Annotated in this window: 17 protein-coding genes; 4 read left to right on the top strand and 13 right to left on the bottom strand. The window is 66.5% G+C overall.

What is annotated here, in order from left to right; all coding sequences use genetic code 11:
* Positions 1–47 precede the first annotated feature (47 nt).
* Positions 48–1,979, top strand: coding sequence for an ATP-dependent zinc metalloprotease FtsH (ftsH, locus tag AC3WMA_RS08630; RefSeq protein ID WP_492284987.1), 1,932 nt, complete (start codon positions 48–50; stop codon positions 1,977–1,979).
* Between the two features lie 163 nt (positions 1,980–2,142).
* Positions 2,143–3,486 (top strand): phosphoglucosamine mutase, encoded by a 1,344-nt coding sequence (gene glmM, locus AC3WMA_RS08625; protein WP_492284986.1) that lies wholly within the window; start codon positions 2,143–2,145, stop codon positions 3,484–3,486.
* 119 nt (positions 3,487–3,605) lie between these two features.
* Here the strand turns inward: glmM and AC3WMA_RS08620 are convergent, their stop codons facing one another.
* Positions 3,606–4,373 carry an SDR family NAD(P)-dependent oxidoreductase gene (locus AC3WMA_RS08620; RefSeq protein WP_492284985.1) on the bottom strand — a complete coding sequence of 256 codons (768 nt, stop codon included), beginning with the start codon at positions 4,371–4,373 and terminating at the stop codon, positions 3,606–3,608.
* A gap of 130 nt (positions 4,374–4,503) precedes the next feature.
* Here AC3WMA_RS08620 and AC3WMA_RS08615 point away from each other — a divergent pair, with 130 nt between their 5' ends.
* The gene (locus AC3WMA_RS08615; protein WP_492284984.1) at positions 4,504–5,541 is read left to right on the top strand and encodes an L-idonate 5-dehydrogenase; all 1,038 of its coding nucleotides are present in this window, start codon (positions 4,504–4,506) and stop codon (positions 5,539–5,541) included.
* 143 nt (positions 5,542–5,684) lie between these two features.
* Here AC3WMA_RS08615 and AC3WMA_RS08610 read toward each other — a convergent pair whose 3' ends face one another.
* The 4 genes from AC3WMA_RS08610 to AC3WMA_RS08595 form a co-directional block, all read right to left on the bottom strand.
* On the bottom strand, positions 5,685–7,445 hold the full coding sequence (locus AC3WMA_RS08610; RefSeq protein ID WP_492284983.1) for a sensor domain-containing diguanylate cyclase: 1,761 nt from the start codon (positions 7,443–7,445) through the stop codon (positions 5,685–5,687).
* Between the two features lie 260 nt (positions 7,446–7,705).
* On the bottom strand, positions 7,706–9,379 hold the full coding sequence (locus tag AC3WMA_RS08605) for a formate--tetrahydrofolate ligase (protein ID WP_492284982.1): 1,674 nt from the start codon (positions 9,377–9,379) through the stop codon (positions 7,706–7,708).
* 134 nt (positions 9,380–9,513) lie between these two features.
* Positions 9,514–10,200, bottom strand: a complete 687-nt coding sequence (locus tag AC3WMA_RS08600) for a glutathione S-transferase family protein (protein ID WP_492284981.1) — start codon at positions 10,198–10,200, stop codon at positions 9,514–9,516.
* Between the two features lie 22 nt (positions 10,201–10,222).
* Positions 10,223–10,972, bottom strand: a complete 750-nt coding sequence (locus AC3WMA_RS08595; RefSeq protein ID WP_492284980.1) for a haloacid dehalogenase type II — start codon at positions 10,970–10,972, stop codon at positions 10,223–10,225.
* A 241-nt stretch (positions 10,973–11,213) separates the two neighbouring features.
* Here AC3WMA_RS08595 and gpmI point away from each other — a divergent pair, with 241 nt between their 5' ends.
* A complete protein-coding gene (gene gpmI, locus AC3WMA_RS08590) occupies positions 11,214–12,728 on the top strand; it encodes a 2,3-bisphosphoglycerate-independent phosphoglycerate mutase (protein WP_492284979.1) in 1,515 nt (504 codons plus the stop codon).
* A 59-nt stretch (positions 12,729–12,787) separates the two neighbouring features.
* Here the strand turns inward: gpmI and AC3WMA_RS08585 are convergent, their stop codons facing one another.
* The 8 genes from AC3WMA_RS08585 to AC3WMA_RS08550 all read right to left on the bottom strand — a co-directional run bounded on the left by AC3WMA_RS08585 (position 12,788) and on the right by AC3WMA_RS08550 (position 19,602).
* On the bottom strand, positions 12,788–13,648 hold the full coding sequence (locus AC3WMA_RS08585) for an outer membrane protein (RefSeq protein WP_492284978.1): 861 nt from the start codon (positions 13,646–13,648) through the stop codon (positions 12,788–12,790).
* Between the two features lie 180 nt (positions 13,649–13,828).
* Positions 13,829–14,254, bottom strand: a complete 426-nt coding sequence (locus tag AC3WMA_RS08580; protein ID WP_492284977.1) for a low affinity iron permease family protein — start codon at positions 14,252–14,254, stop codon at positions 13,829–13,831.
* Between the two features lie 79 nt (positions 14,255–14,333).
* On the bottom strand, positions 14,334–15,170 hold the full coding sequence (gene fghA, locus AC3WMA_RS08575) for an S-formylglutathione hydrolase (RefSeq protein ID WP_492284976.1): 837 nt from the start codon (positions 15,168–15,170) through the stop codon (positions 14,334–14,336).
* A gap of 211 nt (positions 15,171–15,381) precedes the next feature.
* Complete coding sequence (locus tag AC3WMA_RS08570) at positions 15,382–16,494, bottom strand: S-(hydroxymethyl)glutathione dehydrogenase/class III alcohol dehydrogenase (protein WP_492284975.1); 1,113 nt, start codon at positions 16,492–16,494, stop codon at positions 15,382–15,384.
* Positions 16,495–16,519: 25 nt separating this feature from the next.
* Entirely contained in the window at positions 16,520–16,798 is a 279-nt protein-coding gene (locus AC3WMA_RS08565; protein ID WP_492284974.1) for a metal/formaldehyde-sensitive transcriptional repressor, read from the bottom strand.
* A 133-nt stretch (positions 16,799–16,931) separates the two neighbouring features.
* Positions 16,932–17,834, bottom strand: a complete 903-nt coding sequence (locus AC3WMA_RS08560) for a DUF6662 family protein (RefSeq protein ID WP_492284973.1) — start codon at positions 17,832–17,834, stop codon at positions 16,932–16,934.
* A 159-nt stretch (positions 17,835–17,993) separates the two neighbouring features.
* Positions 17,994–18,554, bottom strand: coding sequence for an NUDIX hydrolase (locus AC3WMA_RS08555; RefSeq protein ID WP_492284972.1), 561 nt, complete (start codon positions 18,552–18,554; stop codon positions 17,994–17,996).
* Positions 18,555–18,558: 4 nt separating this feature from the next.
* Positions 18,559–19,602, bottom strand: a complete 1,044-nt coding sequence (locus AC3WMA_RS08550) for a DUF3616 domain-containing protein (RefSeq protein WP_492284971.1) — start codon at positions 19,600–19,602, stop codon at positions 18,559–18,561.
* Positions 19,603–19,657 lie beyond the last annotated feature (55 nt).

The raw sequence follows: 19,657 nt of genomic DNA, 5'->3' as shown, positions 1-19,657 counted from the left end.
AACTCTAGGCCTCATCCGGCGTTCCGGGAGGCCCGATCGGACTGGGAATGAATCCGAATTTTCGCAATTTCGCCCTCTGGGTGGTGATCTTTCTGCTGGTCCTGGCGCTCGTCACTCTGTTCCAGAGCCCGAGCCAGCGGGCCAGCACCAATGAAATCCCCTATAGCCAGCTGATCAACGAGGCCGAGGCCGGACGCGTGTCGAACGTCGTCGTCGCCGGCCAGGAGATTTCCGGCTCCTTCTCGGATGGTCGCAGCTTCGTGACCTATGCGCCCTATGGCGATCCGAACCTGCTGAAGACCATGGCCCAGAAGGGCGTGCAGGTCTCGGCCAAGGCTCCGTCGGAAGGCACGCCGTGGTTCATGGCGCTGCTGGTCAACTCGCTGCCCTTCGTCATCTTCATCGGCCTGTGGATCTTCATGTCCCGCCAGATGCAGAACGGTGCCGGCCGGGCGATGGGCTTCGGCAAGTCCAAGGCCAAGCTCCTGACCGAAGCGCATGGCCGCGTCACCTTCGAGGATGTCGCGGGCATCGACGAGGCCAAGGAGGACCTGCAGGAGATCGTCGAGTTCCTGCGCGATCCCCAGAAGTTCCAGCGGCTGGGCGGGCGCATCCCGCGCGGCGTCCTGCTCGTCGGCCCTCCCGGTACCGGTAAGACGCTCACTGCGCGCGCCGTCGCAGGCGAGGCCAATGTGCCGTTCTTCACGATCTCGGGCTCCGACTTCGTCGAGATGTTCGTCGGCGTTGGCGCCAGCCGCGTCCGCGATATGTTCGAACAGGCCAAGAAGAACGCGCCCTGCATCATCTTCATCGACGAGATCGACGCGGTCGGCCGCCATCGCGGCGCCGGCCTCGGCGGCGGCAATGACGAGCGCGAGCAGACGCTGAACCAGCTCCTGGTGGAGATGGACGGCTTCGAGCCGAACGAGGGCGTCATCATCATCGCCGCGACCAACCGTCCCGACGTGCTCGACCCCGCGCTGCTGCGTCCGGGCCGCTTCGACCGCCAGATCGTCGTTCCGAACCCGGACGTCGCCGGCCGCGAGAAGATCCTGCGCGTCCATGTCCGCAAGGTGCCGATGGCGCCGGATGTCGATCTCAAGATCCTCGCCCGCGGCACGCCCGGTTTCTCGGGCGCGGACCTGATGAACCTCGTCAACGAGGCGGCGCTGCTGGCAGCCCGCCGCGGTAAGCGCATGGTCACCCATGGCGAGTTCGAGGACGCCAAGGACAAGGTCATGATGGGCGCCGAGCGCAAGTCCATGGCCATGTCGGAGGAGGAGAAGAAGCTGACCGCCTATCACGAGGCCGGTCACGCCATCGTCGGCCTCTATGTCCCGGCCGGCATCCCCGTGCACAAGGCGACGATCATCCCGCGCGGCCGTGCGCTCGGCATGGTCAAGTTCCTGCCGGAGGGCGACCGCTACTCGATGAAGTTCAAGGAGTTCACCTCGCAGCTCGCGGTCGCCATGGGCGGGCGCGTCGCGGAGGAGATCACCTTCGGCCGCGAGAACGTCACCTCGGGCGCGACCGGCGACATCCAGCAGGCGACCAAGATGGCCAAGGCCATGGTCACGCAGATGGGCTATTCGGACGAGCTCGGCATGGTCGCCTATGGCGACAACCAGGAAGAGGTCTTCCTGGGCATGTCGATGGGCCGCAGCCAGTCGCTCTCCGAGTCGACCGCGCAGAAGATCGATGCCGAGGTGAAGCGCCTCGTCGACGAGGGCTATGCCGACGCCAAGAAGATCCTCACCGATCACCATGACGAGTTCGTCGCGGTGGCCGAGGCGCTGCTCGAGTTCGAGACGCTGACGGGTGAGGAAATCCGCGACCTGATCGCCGGCAAGCGCCCGGTGCGCGATGCCGACGATACGCCGCATGCGCCCCGCGGCTCGGCCGTGCCGAGCGCCGGCAAGGGCCGCAAGCGCGGCGAGCCGGATGCCGGCCTGGAGCCGCAGCCGCAGCCGCAGGGTTGAGGCTGGCCTAGATGGAATGCGAAAGGGCGGCCGTGAGGCCGCCCTTTTTCGTTCGCTCGAATGCGATGTCACGCTCCGTCACAATTTGTGACGAGGCGGAAAGGTTTTTTGGCTATAGAACGGCCAAAACCGGGCGCGAGCCGCCGCTGGGAACCGAATCACGATGACGCGCAAATATTTTGGAACGGACGGCATTCGCGGGCGAGCGAACGGCGTCATCACGCCGGATCTCGCCCTGAAGGTCGGCCAGGCCACGGGTATCGCCTTCCGCCGCGGCGAGCATCGCCACCGGGTGGTGATCGGCAAGGATACCCGCCTCTCCGGCTACATGATCGAATACGCGATGGTCGCGGGCTTCACCTCGGTCGGCATGGACGTGATGCTGCTCGGCCCGATGCCGACCCCGGCGGTCGCGATGCTGACGCGTTCGATGCGCGCCGATCTCGGCGTGATGATCTCGGCCTCGCACAACGCCTACGAGGATAACGGCATCAAGCTGTTCGGCCCCGACGGCTACAAGCTCAACGACGAGGTCGAGCGCGAGATCGAGGGGCTGATCGACGGCGATCTGACCTCCCGCCTGTCGGGGTCGCCCAAGCTCGGCCGGGCCAAGCGAATCGACAGCGCCGATGCGCGCTATGTCGAGTTCGCCAAGCGCACCATGCCGCGCAACATGAGCCTCGAAGGCCTGCGCATCGTGCTGGATTGCGCCAACGGTGCCGGCTACAAGGTGGCGCCGCAGGCGCTCTGGGAGCTTGGCGCCGAGGTCATCGTCATCGGCGACGAGCCCGACGGCTTCAACATCAACCGCGATGTCGGCTCGACCCATCCGGCGACGCTGGTGGCGAAGGTCAGGGAATTGCGCGCCGATGTCGGCATCGCGCTCGACGGCGACGCCGATCGCGTGCTGGTGGTCGACGAGCAGGGCCAGGTCGTCGACGGCGACCAATTGATGGCGGTGATCGCGCGCTCCTGGCTGGAGGATGGCCGGCTCTCGGCGCCGGGCATCGTCGCGACGATCATGTCCAACCTCGGCCTGGAGCGTTACCTCGCGGGCCTCGGCCTCACGCTGGCGCGCACGGCTGTCGGAGACCGCTATGTGCTGGAGCACATGCGCAACCACGGCTTCAATCTGGGCGGCGAGCAATCCGGCCATATCATCCTCTCGGATTTCGGCACGACCGGCGACGGACTCGTCGCGGCGCTGCAATTGCTCGCCGTGGTCAAGCGGATGGACAAGCCGGTCTCCGAGGTCTGCCATTGCTTCGAGCCGCTGCCGCAGATCCTCAAGAACGTCCGCTACAAGAAGGGACGCCCGCTGGAGGAGAAGCCGGTCGTGAGCGCGATCGAGGCCGCCAGGCAGTTTCTCGGCGAGAGCGGCCGCCTGGTCATCCGTCCCTCCGGCACCGAGCCGGTGATCCGCGTCATGGCCGAGGGCGACGACCGCGACCTGGTCGAGCGCGCGGTCGACGATGTCGTCGAGGCGGTAACGAAGGCCGCGGCCTGATCAGGGGCGTCATGCTCGGGCTTGACCCGAGCATCTCTTGCCAGAGGAGGCTCCGGCGCTTTCTCGTCACGAGATTCTCGGGTCCGCGCTTCGCTGCGCCCGAGAATGACGGCTTGACCTCACACCACGGAGGTCAGGCCGCCATCGACCATCAGCAGGTGGCCGTTGACGTAATCGCTCGCTGCCGAAGACAGGAAGATCGCGGCGCCGGCCAACTCCTTCGTCTCGCCCCAGCGTCCGGCCGGCGTGCGGTTGCAGACCCAGCTCGAAAAAGTCTCGTCGGCGATCAGTGCAGCGTTGATCTCGGTCGCGAAATAGCCGGGACCGATCGCATTGGCCTGGATGTTGTGCTTGCCGAGCTCGGCCGCGAGACCCCGCGTCATCATCTTCACCGCGCCCTTCGACGCCGTATAGGGGATGATCGTAGCGCGGCCGAGCTCGCTCATCACCGAGCCGATGCTGATGATCTTGCCGCGCTTGCGCGGCACCATGCGCTTGGTCACGGCCTGGGTGACATAGAACACCGAATGCAGGTTGGTGTTGATCACATCATGCCAGCCCTCGATGGGGAATTCGGTGATCGGCGCGCGCTTCTGCATGCCGGCATTGTTGATGAGGATATCGATCGGGCCGATCTCGGCCTCGATCATGGCGACACCGGCTTCGACCGCCGTGTGGTCGGTGACGTCGAAGGGCGCGATGGAGGCCTTGCGACCGGCCGCGGCCAGCGCCTGCTGCGCCCGCTCCAGCTTCGCCTTGTCGCGGCCGTTCAGCACGACATGGGCACCGGCATCCGAGAGCCCTTCAGCCAGCGCGAGGCCGATGCCCTGGCCCGAGCCGGTGACGAGCGCGATCTTGCCGGCGAGACTGAACAGCGACAGCGACATGGCATATCCTCGCAAAATGCCGAATGCGGCGATTTCGGTTTGCGCCGGGGGCGCTGTCTTGGGTAAGCAGGTTTCAATCGATTAGACAATGGTGCCGCGCGCCATCGCGCGGCGAATTCGGGAGCGTGCCATGCGTGCCGTCGTGATTCATGCCGAGAAGGATCTGCGGGTCGAACCGACCACCGCGCCCGAGCTCGGGCCGCGTGACGTGCGCGTGCGGATCGAAGCCGGCGGCATCTGCGGCTCGGATCTGCACTACTACCTGCATGGCGGCTTCGGCACGATCCGCGTGCGCGAGCCGATGATCCTCGGCCATGAGATCGCCGGCCGGGTCGAGGCGATCGGCGGCGAGGTCTCGCGCGTGAAGCCGGGTGACCGCGTCGCGGTCAACCCGAGCCGCGCCTGCGGCCATTGCCGCTATTGCCAGATGGGTTTGCAGCAGCACTGCACCGACATGCTGTTCTACGGCTCGGCGATGCGCTTCCCGCATGTGCAGGGCGGCTTCCGCGACGTGCTCGTGGTCGAGGAGCGGCAGGCGGTGAAGGTGGCGCCTGGTGTCACGGCGGCCGAGGCCGCCTTCGCCGAGCCGCTCTCGGTCTGCCTCCATGCCGCCAAGCGCGCCGGGCCGCTGCTCGGCAAGCGCGTGCTGGTGACGGGGGCGGGGCCTATCGGCGCGCTGACCATCCTTGCGGCCAAGGCTGCCGGCGCTTCCGAGATCGTCGCGACCGACGTGGTCGATGGGCCCTTGCCGGTGGCACGCAAGATGGGCGCGACCGCGACGGTCAATGTTGCGGCGGAGCCGGAGCGGCTGAAGGCCGAGTACGGTGCGGAGAAGGGGGCCTTCGACGTGATGTTCGAGGCCTCCGGCAATCAGCATGCGCTGACCGGCGCCTTCGACGTGGTTCGGCCGGGCGGGATCATCGTCCAGATCGGTGTCGGCGGCCAGTTCACGCTGCCGATGAATGTCGTCGTCGCCAAGGAATTCGACCTGCGCGGCTCCTTCCGCTTCCACGAGGAGTTCGACTGGGCGGTGGCGATGATCGGCTCGGGTTCGATCGACCTCTCGCCTTTGCTCACGGCGTCGATCCCGGTCGACCGGGCGGTCGAGGCCTTCGATCTCGCCGCCGACAAGTCGAAGGCGATCAAGGTCCAGCTCGACTTCGCTTGAAGCGTGTCATCCCGTGCGCATTGCGGCGCGAAGTGCCGCGGTGCAGACACGGGACCGTAGGACGAGAAGGCCCCTCTTTCTGAGGACGGTCCCGTGTCTGCGCAGCGGCATTCCATGCCGCAGCGCGCACGGGATGACCGGCTTCAGCCGTTGCTGCGCCGGCGCAACGGAAGCTCCTCTGGCGGGCTGATGGCGAAGCCGTTGCGACCGTTGCGCTTGGCGACATAGAGCGCCTCGTCGGCGCGGCGCGTGGCTTCGCTCAGCGTGTCGGAAGGTTCCAGCAGGGTCGCGCCGATGCTGGTGGTGACCAGGACGGTCGCGCCGCTGCTCAGGGCAACGGGGCGCTCCGCGGCGGCGGCCACGATCGCGGCGGCGATGCTCGACACTCCGTCGCGGTCGACGTTGTCGAGCAGCAGGATGAACTCGTCGCCGCCCCAGCGGGCGCAGATGTCGCGGTCGCGCAGCAGCGCCGTCATGCGCCGGGCGAGCTCGGCGATGACCTCGTCGCCGCTCTGGTGGCCATGGCGGTCGTTGAGCGGCTTGAGATTGTCTAGATCGACCAGCAGCAGGCCGGCCTGATGGCCGGTGCGCCCGGCGCGGCTGCGGCTCTTCGCGAAGGCGCGCTCAAAACCGCGGCGATTGAAGACGCCGGTCAGTGGATCGGCGTGGGCGAGGCGCTCAAGCTGCTCGGTGCGCTCGCGCACGGCCTCCTCGAGACGGGCGGTGTTCTCCTCGACGCTGCGCGCCATCGTGCCGAAGGCCTGCGATAGCCGTCCGATCTCGTCGCGCCCGGCATCGATCGCGACGGCGCGAAACTCGCGGGCGCGGACATGGCTGGCGGCATGCTCGACGCGGGCAAGCCGGTCGAGCACCGCGCGCTTGAACAGCAGCGTCATCAGGGCCGCTGCCGCCAGCAGGACCGCGCCGAAGAGCAGGCCGAGCGGCAGGAACAGGCTGCGGTCGATGATGCGGTCGATATCCATCACCGTGACGTTGAACCAGCCGAGGCGGTCGAGATAACCGACGCCGACGAGCACGCGCTTGCCATCGACGTTCATGAAGCGCGACTGCACGAGGTCGTCGCCGGCCCCGACGCGGGCGATCATCTGGCCGAGCAGGCTGCGGTCCGGGTCGTTGTCGATGATCTGGTAGATCGTCTTCTTGGACGAGATGTCCTTGGTCAGGCTGTGGAAGTCGACGAGGCTGGCGTCGCGATGGGCCTGCACGGCGCCGCTGCGATCGACGAACATGCTCTGCACGCCGGTCTGCGGGATATCGACGACCTCGCGGATGAACTGCGTCAGGTCGAGACCGGTGCCGATGATGCCCAGCACGCGGCCATCCTTGCGGATAATGCAGTTGATCCAGACCTTGGTGACGCGGAGATTGTCGTCGTTGTCGACGTTCAGGTGGCAGCCTGTGCCGAGCGCCGCCGTCTTGTAGTACCAGCCGTCGCGCGGGTTCGCAGCCGAGAGCGTATAGCGCTTGCGCGCGTGCTCGTAGCTGTTGTCCTTGTCGTTGAAATAATAGTTGCCCGAGCCGGCGAGCACAGTGAAATAGCTGCGGTCCCGGAAGGACTGGCGGTAATGCTCCAGCTCGGCTAGGCCGCGCTCGGCCTTATCCGGATCGGCTTCGTTCTCGGCCCAGTCGACGATGGCGGGGGCGCGGGCGACGGTCTCGGCCAGCGAGACCTCACGCATCAGGGCTTCCAGCCCGCGATAGCGATCGAACAGGATCTGCTTCTCGGCGACGAGCGTGCCGAGCTTCACCACGGTCGCGTCGACGATCCACAGGAAGGCCGCGCCAGCCGGAATCGCGATCGCCACCAGGATGGCGAGCGTCCAGCCCATGACCCGGGCCTTCAGGCTATGTGTGCGGGGCAGACCGGTTTCGGCCTGGCTCATCGGGTCGGCTTCCTTGCGGGATGGCGCAAGGTAGGGGCCGATCCGTTGCGTAAGCTTTAAGAAACCCGTTGAAGGATGAGCGGTATTCCGCCTGAGGCAGAGCTGTCATCCCGTGCGCGCTGCGGCGCGAAGTGCCGCTGCGCAGACACGGGACCGCGTGAAGGAAGGGCGCCTTTTCCGGGAGACGGTCCCGTGTCTGCGCGGCAGCGTTTCACGCTGCAGCGCGCACGGGAAGACGCCCTTCAGAACAATGACGGCCTTCAGAACAGTCCTTCGATGCGTCCTTGCGCGTCGATATGGATGCGCTCGGCGGCGGGCTCACGCGGCAGGCCGGGCATGGTCATGATGTCCCCGCAGATCGCGACGACGAAGCCGGCGCCGGCAGAGAGCCTGAGCTCACGCAGCGGGACGATGTGGCCGGAGGGGGCGCCGCGGAGCGTCGGGTCGGCCGAGAAGGAATACTGGGTCTTGGCGACGCAGACCGGAAGGTCGCCGAAGCCCGCCTCCTCCAGCTCGGCGAAACGCGCCTGCAGCTTGGCATCGACGCTGACGCCCTCGGCGCCGTAGATCTCGCGCGCCACCGTCTCCAGCTTCTTCCGAAGCGGCATCGCATCGGGGTAGAGCGGAGCGAAATCGGCCTCGCCCTCGTCGGCGAGCGCCGCAACCTTGCGGGCGAGTTCCTCGGCGCCGGCGCCGCCTTCCGCCCAGTGCCGGCAGATCATCGCCTCGACGCCGAGGTGGTTGCGGCAGTAGTTGCGGATCAGCTCATGCTCGGCTGCGGTATCCGTCGTGAAATGGTTGATCGCGACGACCGGCGGCACGCCGAACTTCCTGATATTGTTGACATGGCGGGTCAGGTTCGAGAGCCCTGCCTCCAGCGCCTTCAGGTCCTCGCGGCCGAGCGCGTCCTTGGCGAGGCCGCCATGCATCTTGAGCGCGCGGACGGTGGCGACGACCACGGCGGCGGCGGGCTTCAACCCGGCCTTGCGGCACTTGATGTCGAAGAACTTCTCGGCGCCGAGATCGGCCCCGAAGCCGGCCTCGGTGACGACATAGTCGGCGAGCTTCAGCGCGGCCTTGGTCGCGATGACGGAATTGCAGCCATGGGCGATATTGGCGAAGGGGCCGCCATGGACGAAGGCCGGCGTGCCCTCCAGCGTCTGCACGAGGTTCGGCATCAGCGCGTCCTTGAGCAGCACGCTCATCGCGCCGGTCGCCTTGATCTCGGCGGCGGTGACGAGGCGCTTGTCGCGGGTGCGGCCGATGACGATGCGGCCGAGGCGCGCCTCCAGGTCGGCGGCGTCGCGGGCGAGGCAGAAGATCGCCATGATTTCGGAGGCGACGGTGATGTCGAAGCCATCCTCGCGCGGGAAGCCGTTGCTGGCGCCGCCCAGTGACGAGACGACCTGGCGCAGCGCCCGGTCGTTCATGTCCAGGACGCGCCGCCAGGCGATGTGGCGGGTGTCGAGGCCGAGCGCGTTGCCCCAGTAGACATGGTTGTCGATCATCGCCGCGAGCAGGTTATGGGCGCTGGTGATCGCGTGGAAATCGCCGGTGAAGTGCAGGTTGATCTGCTCCATCGGCACGACCTGCGCATAGCCGCCGCCGGCCGCGCCACCCTTCATGCCGAAGCTCGGGCCGAGCGAGGGCTCGCGCAAAGCGATCAGCGCGCGCTTGCCGATGCGGGAGAGGCCGTCGCCGAGGCCGACTGTCGTCGTGGTCTTGCCTTCGCCGGCAGGCGTCGGGCTAATCGCGGTGACGAGGATCAGCTTGCCGTCCGGCTTCGCCTGGAAGCCGGGGATCGCGTGGGTATCGATCTTGGCGATGTATTTGCCGTAGGGATTCAGGGCCTCGGAGGGGATGCCCGCCTTTGCGGCGATCGTGGCGATGGGCTGCAGCGTGGCTACGCGCGCGATCTCGATATCGGTCGGCATTCGTCCTCTCGGAGGCTATTCCCTCCCGCGCCTTCCAGGCACGGAACCGGGCGGACACTGGCCCGAAAAGCCCGCCACCGCCAGCGCTTTCGCCGGCGGGGCAGGCATGATGCACAGGCGGTGCCGGGTCGCGATCAGCTCGCGAGATGGGCGTTCTGCGGGAACAGGAACTTCCGCGCTTCCGCGTCGAAATCCGCCTTGAAGGCGAACTGGTCCTTCAGCGCGACGGCGCGCTGCGCGGCGGGGCGGGCGGAGATCTCGTCGAGATGACGCTTCACATGCGGGAACATCTCCGGCCAGGTCTCGCCGATGGCGAAGGAGAGCCGCGTCGCCCAGCCCCAGATCGACATGTCGACCAGCGTGTAGCGGTCACCCAGCATGTAGCGGCGGCTTGCGAGCAGGTCGTTGACGATGCCCCAGTGCCGCTCGGCCTCGCGGGCATAGCGGTTGATGGCATAGGGCAGCTTCTCCGGGGCGAAGCGGCTGAAATGCACGGCCTGGCCGCAATAGGGGCCGATGCCGGTCGCGACGAACATCAGCCAGGACAGCATCTCGCCGCGGGCCTTCGGCGTGTCATCAGGCAGGAACTGGCCGGTCTTCTCGGCGAGATAGAGCAGGATCGCGTTGGAATCGAAGATTGTGACGTCGCCATCGGTGAGGGCCGGCGTCTTGGCATTGGGGTTGATCGCGAGAAATTCCGGCTTGAACTGGTCGCCCTTGCGGGTATCGACCGGCACCATCTCGTAGGGCAGGTCGGCTTCTTCCAGGAAGAGCGCGATCTTCGCCGGGTTCGGCGAGGGGTGGTAGTAGAGCTTGATCATCGGGGTCTCCACGCGAGGCGCGTCAGGCCTGTCTCAGTCCGGCGACATAGGAGACGAGATCGGTCAGCGCGGCAATGGTCGCATCGGCCTGGAAACCGAGCTGCTCCGGCTGCATCCTGAGCGCCTTGAACATCAATGCCGGGTCTATCGTCGCGGCAGCGGCAAGCTCGCCGCGCAGCCGGCCGGCGGGCACGCGCTCGATGCGGGCGACATGGAAACCATGCGCCTTGGCGCCGGCAATGTCGAAGCCGTTGGATGAGACGAAGAGTATCTCGTCGCGGGCGAGGCCGAGCCGCTTCTCGACATGGGCATAGCCGCGCGGATCGGGCTTGTAGACGCCGATCTCGTCGACGCTGATCACGGTCTCCAAGAGGTCGGTAATCCCCGCATGGGCGACGAGCCGCTTCAGCATGTCCGGGCTGCCATTCGAGAAGATGGCGAGGCGGTGGGAGGCGAGGCCTTCGAGCGCGGCGCGTGCCTCGGGATAGAGCAGCAGCGCGTCATAGGCGGCCGCGATCCTGGCGACGAGTTCGGGAGAGGAGGCGAGGCCGAGCGTCCGCAGTGTGAAATCGAGGGAGTCGCGGGTGACCGTCCAGAAGTCCTCGTAGCGATCCATCAGGGCGCGCAGCCAGGTGTATTCGAGCTGTTTCAGCCGCCAGATCTGGGTGATCGTCGCGCCATGGCCGGGAAAGGCGGCGTCGGTGACGGCGGCGACCGACTGGACGTCGAAGAGCGTGCCATAGGCATCGAAAACCAGCGCCTTGATCGACATCGGCATCCTCCGTTGCGGCTGCGTCGCAAACTCAGCTCTCATCCTGAGGAGCCGCGATAGCGGCGTCTCGAAGGATGCTCCAGATGGTTCCGGAGCCTCCTGGAGCATCCTTCGAGACGCGCCTGCGGCGCTCCTCAGGATGAGGGCTCCAATTCCAGAGTCGACTCTTAACACTCGCATCGGCGGCGTGGCGCGTGGTATCCGCACAAGCAGTTTTCACCATTGCCGACAGGTCAAGCCGATGCCGCCTCGCCCCGTGATGCTGATGATCCTCGATGGCTGGGGCTGGCGTGAGGAGAGCGAGAATAACGCGATCCGGCTGGCGAACACCCCCAATTTCGACCGGCTCTGGGCGGCGAACCCGCATGCCTTCCTGCACACCTCCGGGCTCGATGTCGGGTTGCCGCCGGGGCAGATGGGCAATTCCGAGGTCGGCCATCTCAATCTCGGCGCCGGCCGCGTGGTGATGCAGGACCTGCCGCGCATCAACCAGGCGATCGCCGACGGCTCGATCGCCAAAGCCCTGGAGGCGACCGGCCTCGTCGCGGGACTGAAGGCTAGCGGCGGCGCCTGCCATCTGCTCGGCCTCGTCTCGCCGGGTGGCGTCCATGCCCATCAGGACCATGCGGTGGCACTTGCCCGCATCCTGACCGCGCAGGGCGTGCAGGTGCATGTCCATGTCTTCACCGATGGGCGCGATACGCCGCCGCAATCGGCGGCCGAGTATGTGAAGGCCTTCGCCGCGGCGCTGCCTGTCGGGGCGACCATCGCCAGCGTCTCCGGCCGCTATTACGCGATGGACCGCGACAATCGCTGGGAGCGGGTCGAGAAGGCCTGGCGCGCGATGGTGCTGGGCGAGGGCGAGCGCTTCCCGGATGCGCAGGCTGCGATCGCTGCAGCCTATGCGCAGAATGTCACCGACGAGTTCATCCTGCCGGCCGCGATCGGCGCCTATGCCGGGATGAAGGATGGCGACGGGTTGCTCAGCTTCAATTTCCGCTCGGACCGTATCCGCGAGATCCTCGCCGCCGTGCTGGAGCCGGACTTCGCCGGCTTCGCCCGGCCGCGCCGGCCGCTGCTGGTCAAGGCGGTCAGCATGACCTCCTACAGCGCGGAGCTCGACAAGGTCATGCCGATGCTGTTCGCAGCCCAGACACTGGCGAATGGGCTAGGCGAGACGGTCGCCAAGGCCGGGCGGACCCAAGTCCGCATGGCCGAGACAGAGAAATATCCGCATGTCACCTATTTCTTCAATGGCGGCGAGGAGACGCCCTATCCGGGCGAGGACCGGGTGATGGCGCCTTCGCCCAAGGTCGCGACCTATGACCTGCAGCCGGAGATGTCGGCGCCGGAACTCACCGCCAAGGCGGTCGAGGCGATCGATTCGGGGCGCTACGATCTCGTCGTGCTCAACTTCGCCAATCCCGACATGGTCGGCCATACCGGCGTGCTCGCGGCCGCGATCAAGGCGGTCGAGACGGTCGATGCCGGGCTCGGCGCCATTGCCGATGCGATCGGACGCCAGGGTGGGGCGCTGCTGGTCACCGCTGACCATGGCAATGCCGAGCTTATGGTCGATCCGGTCACGGGCAAGCCGCATACCGCCCACACCACCAATCCGGTGCCATTGATGCTGGTCGGCGGGCAGGGCAAGGGTCTTGCCGATGGGCGCCTCGCCGATATCTCGCCGACGCTGCTTGCGCTGATGGAGCTGGCGCAGCCGGCCGAGATGACCGGGCAGTCGCTGCTGCGCTGACAAAGCAAAACGGCGCGGGAGCACCCGCGCCGTTTCGTATTCTTCTCCGATATCTCGGATCAGTACTTGCGCACCACCGGCGGCGGTGCGTAGGCGACCGGCTCCGGCGTGCCGCAGCAGTTCGGGTCGCCGAAGTTCCAGCGCATGCCGATGCGGAAATCGTGGCTCTCGATGTCCTTGGCCTTGAGCGGAGCCTGGATCTGCCCGGTGAAGGCGTTGACCAGACGGCCCGACTGGGCGTCGCCGAGGTTCAGGTAGCGGTAGCCGACTTCGAGGGTGAGGTTCTTGTTCACCTCGTAGCCGACGCCGGCCATCAGGGCCCAGGCGAGGTCGGTCTTGCTGCCGGTATTGGCATAGCCCAGCGTCGGGCCGACGAAGTTGCCGAGCAGGGCGCCCTGGTCGGTCAGCCCGCTGATGCGGTTCTGCGAGAAGCCGATACCGGCGCCGATATAGGGCGTCAGGCAGTTCCAAGTGCCGAGGTCGAAATAGCCGTTGAACAGGGTGACCAGCGAGGTCAGGTTACCTTTGTAGGTGTTGGTCTGGTTGCCGTTGTTGAACGGGTTGAAGACGATGTCGTTCACCCCGATCGAGCCGCCGCCGCGATATTCGCCGGTGACGTCGAAACGCAGCCAGTTGTTGAAGCGATAGCCGACACCGACGCCGCCGAAGAAGACGGCGTTGTCGCTCTTGCCGAAGAAGGTGCCGCCGAACTGCGCGACGTCGTCCTGATGATATTTGCCAACGCTCTGGACGCCGACACCGATATCGCCGCGCAGGTAGATGCCGCTGGAGATTGTGCCCTTGAGGCCGAGCGGCTCGGGCGGGGGAGGCGGAGCGTAGTTGAGGTCCGCGGCCTGCGCCGCGGCGGAGACGCCGAGGGCCAAGCCGCCCGCCAGCGCGAGAGTTTTCAGGCTGCCCATGGCAGTGTCCTTCACGTTTGCGCGGCGCAGAGAACGCAGCCCGCGCGTGTTACCAACGGGAAGGACCATGGCAGTGATTTCTTAAATGACACTTAACCTTAAGCGATAACCTTACCGGGGACTGAACGACGGCTGAAGCAGACATCTCCAGCGGCGGGAAGAGGGCGGCAGAGCGCTCTTCTAAGCTGATGGCTTGTCGCCTGCTGCCGCGCCGGCGCCCTTGCGGGCCCTGGCCGCCATCGCCTCGAATTCGTTGCGGATGGCTTCGAGCTTGTCCTCGTCGAGCTCTTCGAGATCGAGCAATTCCTCGCGGGCGCCTTCCAGTCGGCAGATCAGTTCGTCGAGCTTGATCTGCATCGCCGCGGTGTCGCGGTTCTGGCTGTTCTGGATGATGAAGACCATCAGGAAGGTGACGATGGTCGTCGAGGTGTTCACCACCAATTGCCAGGTGTCGTTATAGCCGAAGAAGGGGCCGGAGAGCGCCCAGAGCACGATGAGCCCTGCCGCGCCGATGAAGGTCTGCGGCCGTCCAGCCCAATGCGAGACGGCTTGCGACAGGCGGGTGAACAGTGAGCGGTCGCTCTGCGGCATGCGGCGCTTGGCCATGGAACGATCCCCCGGTGCCGGTTGAGGCTGTGCTGCTCTCAACGCGGCCGGGACGGTGGCCGTTCCCGCATCAGGAGCTTTATGCAGTCAGGCGCTCCGCGTGCCAGGCGATGTGCTGGGCCATGAAGGTCGAGATGAAGTTGTAGGAGTGGTCGTAGCCGTCGCGCATGGTCAGCTGGAGCGGGATGCCGGCAGCGGCGCAGGCGATATCGAGCAATTGCGGGCGCAGACCCTCCTCGAGGAAGCCGTCGGCCGTGCCCTGGTCGATCAGCAGGTCACGGACACGGTGGCCGTCGGCGATCAGCAGGGTCGAGTCATAGGCGCGCCAGCTTGTCTCATCCGGGCCCAGGTATTTCTCGAAGGCGGGGCGCGACCAGCCGGCGGTCGAGGGCTGGGTGATCGGTGCGAAGGCGGACACGGAGCGGTAGCGGTCCGGGTTCTTCAGCGCGAGCGTGATCGCGCCATGGCCGCCCATGGAATGGCCGAAGATGCCTTGCCGGTTCATGTCGACCGGGAAATGCCGGCTGATCAGCTCCGGCAATTCGTCGCGGATATAGGTCTCCATGCGGTAGTTCTTCGCATAGGGCTCTTGCGTCGCATCGAGATAGAAGCCGGCGCCGCCGCCGAACTGCCAGTTCTCCGGCTCGTCCGGCACGCCCTCGCCGCGCGGGCTCGTATCGGGGCAGATGATGGCGATGCCGTTGGCTGCTGCCGCGGCACGATACTCGCCCTTGTCCATGACGTTCTGGTGCGTGCAGGTCAGCCCCGAGAGATACCAGAGCAGCGGAACCGGCCCGTCCTCGATCTGATGCGGCAGATAGATCGCGAAGGTCATCGGGCAGGCGCAGGCCGCGCTGTCATGCCGGTAGACGCGCTGCGAGCCGCCGAAGGCCTTGGAGGAGGAGAGCAGTTCCATGGGGCGGGTCCTTCAAAGTCTTGGCATAACGCTTGTCATTCCGGGGTGGCCAGAGGCCGAACCCGGAACCCACGACCGGGTGAGCCTTTGCCCGGTCGGCTTATTCAAGCGTCGTACCCGGTCGTGGGTTCCGGGTTCAGCGCGTTGCGCTGCCCCGGAATGACAGAGGTGGTGCTTCAGTGCCTGCCGAATGAGGCAGTGGAACGGCCGCTCAGTAGACGACCACGCTGCGGATCGACTTGCCCTCATGCATCAGGTCGAAGCCGGTATTGATCTCGTCGAGCGAGAGCTTGTGGGTGATCAGGTCGTCGATGTTGATCTTGCCCTCCATGTACCAGTCGACGATCTTCGGCACGTCGGTGCGCCCGCGCGCGCCGCCGAAGGCCGTGCCCTTCCAGACGCGGCCGGTGACGAGCTGGAACGGGCGCGTCGCGATTTCCTTGCCGGCCTCGGCGACGCCGATGACGATCGACTCGCCCCAGCCGCGATGGCAGCACTCCAGTGCCTGGCGCATGACATTGGTGTTGCCGGTCGCGTCGAAGGAGAAGTCGGCACCGCCACCCGTGAGGTCGACGATGGCCTGCACGACCTTGTCGTTGCCGATCTCGCTCGGGTTGATGAAGTCGGTCATGCCGAACTTGCGCGCCATCTCCTGCTTGGCCGGATTGATGTCGACGCCGATGATCTTGTCGGCGCCGACCATGCGGGCGCCCTGGATGACGTTGAGGCCGATGCCGCCGAGGCCGAAGACCACGACATTGGCGCCCGGCCAGACCTTGGCCGTATAGATCACCGCGCCGATGCCGGTGGTCACGCCGCAGCCGATATAGCAGATCTTGTCGAAGGGAGCGTCCTCGCGGACCTTGGCGAGCGCGATCTCGGGCAGCACCGTGAAGTTCGCGAAGGTCGAGCAGCCCATGTAATGGAACACTTCGCCGCCGTCGCAGGAGAAGCGCGAGGTGCCGTCCGGCATGACGCCCTGGCCCTGGGTGGCGCGGATCGAGGTGCAGAGATTGGTCCGGCGCGACAGGCAGGATTTGCAGCTGCGGCATTCCGGCGTGTAGAGCGGGATGACATGGTCGCCGGGCTTCAGTGAGGTCACGCCGGCGCCGACCTCGCGCACGATACCCGCCCCCTCATGGCCGAGGATCGCGGGAAATTTGCCCTCCGAATCCAGCCCCGAGAGCGTGTAGGCATCGGTGTGGCAAATGCCGGTCGCCATGACCTCGACCAGGACCTCGCCGGCCTTGGGGCCGCCGATCTCGATGGTCTCGATGGTGAGGGGCTTGCCGGCTTCCCAGGCGACGGCGGCGCGGGTCTTCATCGGGTGTTTCCTTCTTTTCGAGCGTTCATTTCAGATAGGGGCGGATGACCCGCATGATCGCGGCGATCTCGTCGTTGTCCTCTGCCGGCGCTGCCTCGGACGGTCGGGTCATGGTCTCGCGCAGATGGCTTTCCAGCACTTCGGCCATCAGCCCGGTCGCGGCGCCGCGCAGGGCCGCGAGCTGCTGGAGCAGAGCACCGCACTCCTCGCCGCGTTCGACGGCGGCGATCAGGGCGTCGGTCTGGCCCCTGATCCGGCGCAGCCGCGTGACGGCGCGCTTCTTCTCTTCGGGCGTGTGAGGCATGGGCACCGAGGCTCCGGTTGCCGCGACGCTATGGTACTGAGGGGGAGTATGTCAACGCGCAAGGCGCGCTGAAACGCAGAGAGCGGCAGCGTCGCCGCTGCCGCTCTTTCATCGATGTGTCGTCAGGAGAGGGTCAGAAACTGTAGCCGAGCTTCACCTTGACGAGATGCTGGCTGAAATTGGTGAGGTCGAGATTGCCAGCCTCGCCCTTGGCCTTGCCGGAGACCTGGATGTTGTAAGCGGCGGACAGGGCGAGCTGCTTCGTCGCCTGCCAGAACACGCCGGGGCCAACGAAGGTGGCGTAGCCCGCCTCGTTGCCGAAGCCGAGCTCGTTATGGGCACGCATATGGCGCACTTCGCCGCTGAGATAGAGGCCTTCCTGCACCTGCCAGGCGAGCGAGCCACCGACCGTGAAGGTGGAGGAGCGCTGATAGGGCGAGGGGCCGGTCCAGGTCAGGTCATGCGACACGTTCATTGCGGCATAGAGCGTATTCGGGATCAGCGTCTTGTCGGCGAAGATGCGGATGCCGGTATTGTAGGTGGTGAAGCGGCCGGCGCCGTCCGGATCGGTGCGGTTCAGGCTGGGGTCGATGACCAGAGTCAGGCCGAGCCCGTGCATGTCGCGCCCGAGCAGCTTGTACTTCATCTCGACGCCGGCGCCGAAGGCGCGCGAGTCGGCGCTGACGCCGCCAGCCGAGGCGCTGGTGATGTTGCCGAGCACGTAGGGGCCGATCTCGAAGCAGGGGAAGAGGCCGTAGGAGCCCTGCAGGGTCAAGCCATGGCTGTTCGAGCTGCCGCCGCGGGTGCCGAAGCCGCCGCCATAGGTCAAACTGGTCCCGAAGGAGCCGGTATCGGCGACATCCGAGCCGGTGGTGAAGCCGAAGGCGTCGGTCGGGATGCCCTCGCTTTCCGTGCAGGCAGAGACGACGGGGGGCGGTGCAACGGGCGCGCCCTTGCGGGACGAGAGGTCGGCGGCGATGGCGGGGGCCGAGAGGGCAGCGGCGATCAGGGCGAGAGCGATGGCTTTCGAAGACATAGGTGTGCTCCGGGGAGGTCTCGGATTGATACGCTAATGCAAATCAATTGCAATAACTATTTCATCCTCAACTGAACCATGTCGGGAGCCTGACCCTGCCGCGATAAAAGAGCCATAGCCGTTTCCGCAATCCGCCCCGCTGTTGTTGCGCCGCAACAGTCAGGGCTTCGGCAGTTTCGACAATCGCTCCAGCGCGCGCGGCGCGATCCCGGCCAGTGCGTCGATCGGCTTCCATGCGGCGGCATGGACCTCCTCGATCTGGGCGGCGAGCGGCAGGATCGGATCGGCCAGGAAGAGATATTGCAGGTCGTGATGGATATGGGCCGGCTCGCCGCGCGACGGCTTGCCGGGCACGTCATGGCTGTCGATGGTGAAGGGCAGGTCGCCGCCCTGATGCCAGGGATGCAGGACAAGGTCCTGCACGCCGGTTTCCTCGATCGCCTCACGCGCCGCCGAGAGATGGAAGTGCTCGGCTTCCTCCCAATGGCCGCCGGGCTGGAGCCAGCGGCCGATCACGACATGGTCGATCAGCAGGACCTGCGCATGATCGGGCGAGAGCACGAAGGCGCTGGTGGTGAGATGACCTGGGAAAGTGTCGCGCCGGTCGAGCGCGTGGTCCTCAGTCATCTGCCAGCGCAGCAGGGCGAGATGCTCGTGCGGGCCGGCGACCTCGGCGCGATAACGCTCGACGAGGCGGAACAGGTCGTTGCGGAAATCCATGGGGTCAGCGCGGTCCAAGCGGCAGGCGGTAGGATTCGAAATGGCCGTTCTTCGGGCCGTCATAGCCGACGAGGACCGCGAGGCCCTTGGCGTCTTGCCCCAGGACGGTCAGGGATTCGGCCTTGTCGCCGCCGCGGCCGGGCAGATCGCCCAGAGAGGTTGAGACATCGGGCCTGGCGGGGTCGATCAGCATCAGGGAATAGGGCAGGGCCTGTTCCTGTGCCGGGCCGAGCAGGGCGAGCAGGCGGCCGTCAGGCAGGGGCGCGAGGTCGCGGATGCCACGGTTGCTGCCGGCCGCTAGTTCGAAGACGCGCGGCGCCTCCGTCGCCGGTGCATGGCCCGGCGCGAACAGGGCCTTGAGCGAGGCGCCGACGAGGAAGCCGCGATTGCCGAGCGAAGGCGCGCGCAGGCCGGCCCAGAGCGTGTCGCCGACGACCGCGATGCCTTCGATGTTCAGGCCGTTATCGTCCATCAGGCCCCGGCCGAAGAAGGGCGCGGCCGAGCCGGCGGCGCGCAGCATGTCGCTCAGGCGGTAGGTGAGCTCGACCTTGCCTGCGGGCGAGCCTTCCGCATCGACCTTGATCCGGGCGAGGTGGAAGGAGGAGAGGCGGAACTCGCCCTTCTTGCGCGAGCAGCCATGCGAACCGGCGATGTAGAAGGCGCCGTCGGCATAGGCGACGGCCTCGCCATCGAGCTCGGCGAAGCGGCCGGGCATCTTGCAGATGCCTTGCGGCGGCTGGCCGAGCGTATCGGGCGAGGCATCCGCGCCGATGATGGGCATGGTCGCATCCGGGGTGATGCGATTCTCGGCGATGCGGGCGAATTGCGCGAAGGAGCCTTCGTCATTGATCAGCAGGCAGCGCTGCGTGCCGTTGGCCGCCGGCATGCAGGCGAGGCCGCTGACATCGCGCGCCGGCTTGCCCGCCTTCTTCGCGGAGAAATCCCCGAGCGTTCTGAAGCGCTGCTCCGGTGCGAGCGTTGCGGCTTGAGCGATAGAGGCGCCCAGCAGGCTGGTTGCGACGAGGGTGGCGAAGAGGCGGTACCGCATCGGGCGAATCCGGAAGGAGGGGCGCGGATTGAGCCCGTCCGGCTGCTGGATGTCA

This window comes from Allobosea sp. FW305-C-101, assembly GCF_058783685.1.
The sequence above is the reverse complement of the archived record's forward strand: the minus strand, read 5'-3'. Positions and strand labels throughout refer to the sequence as shown.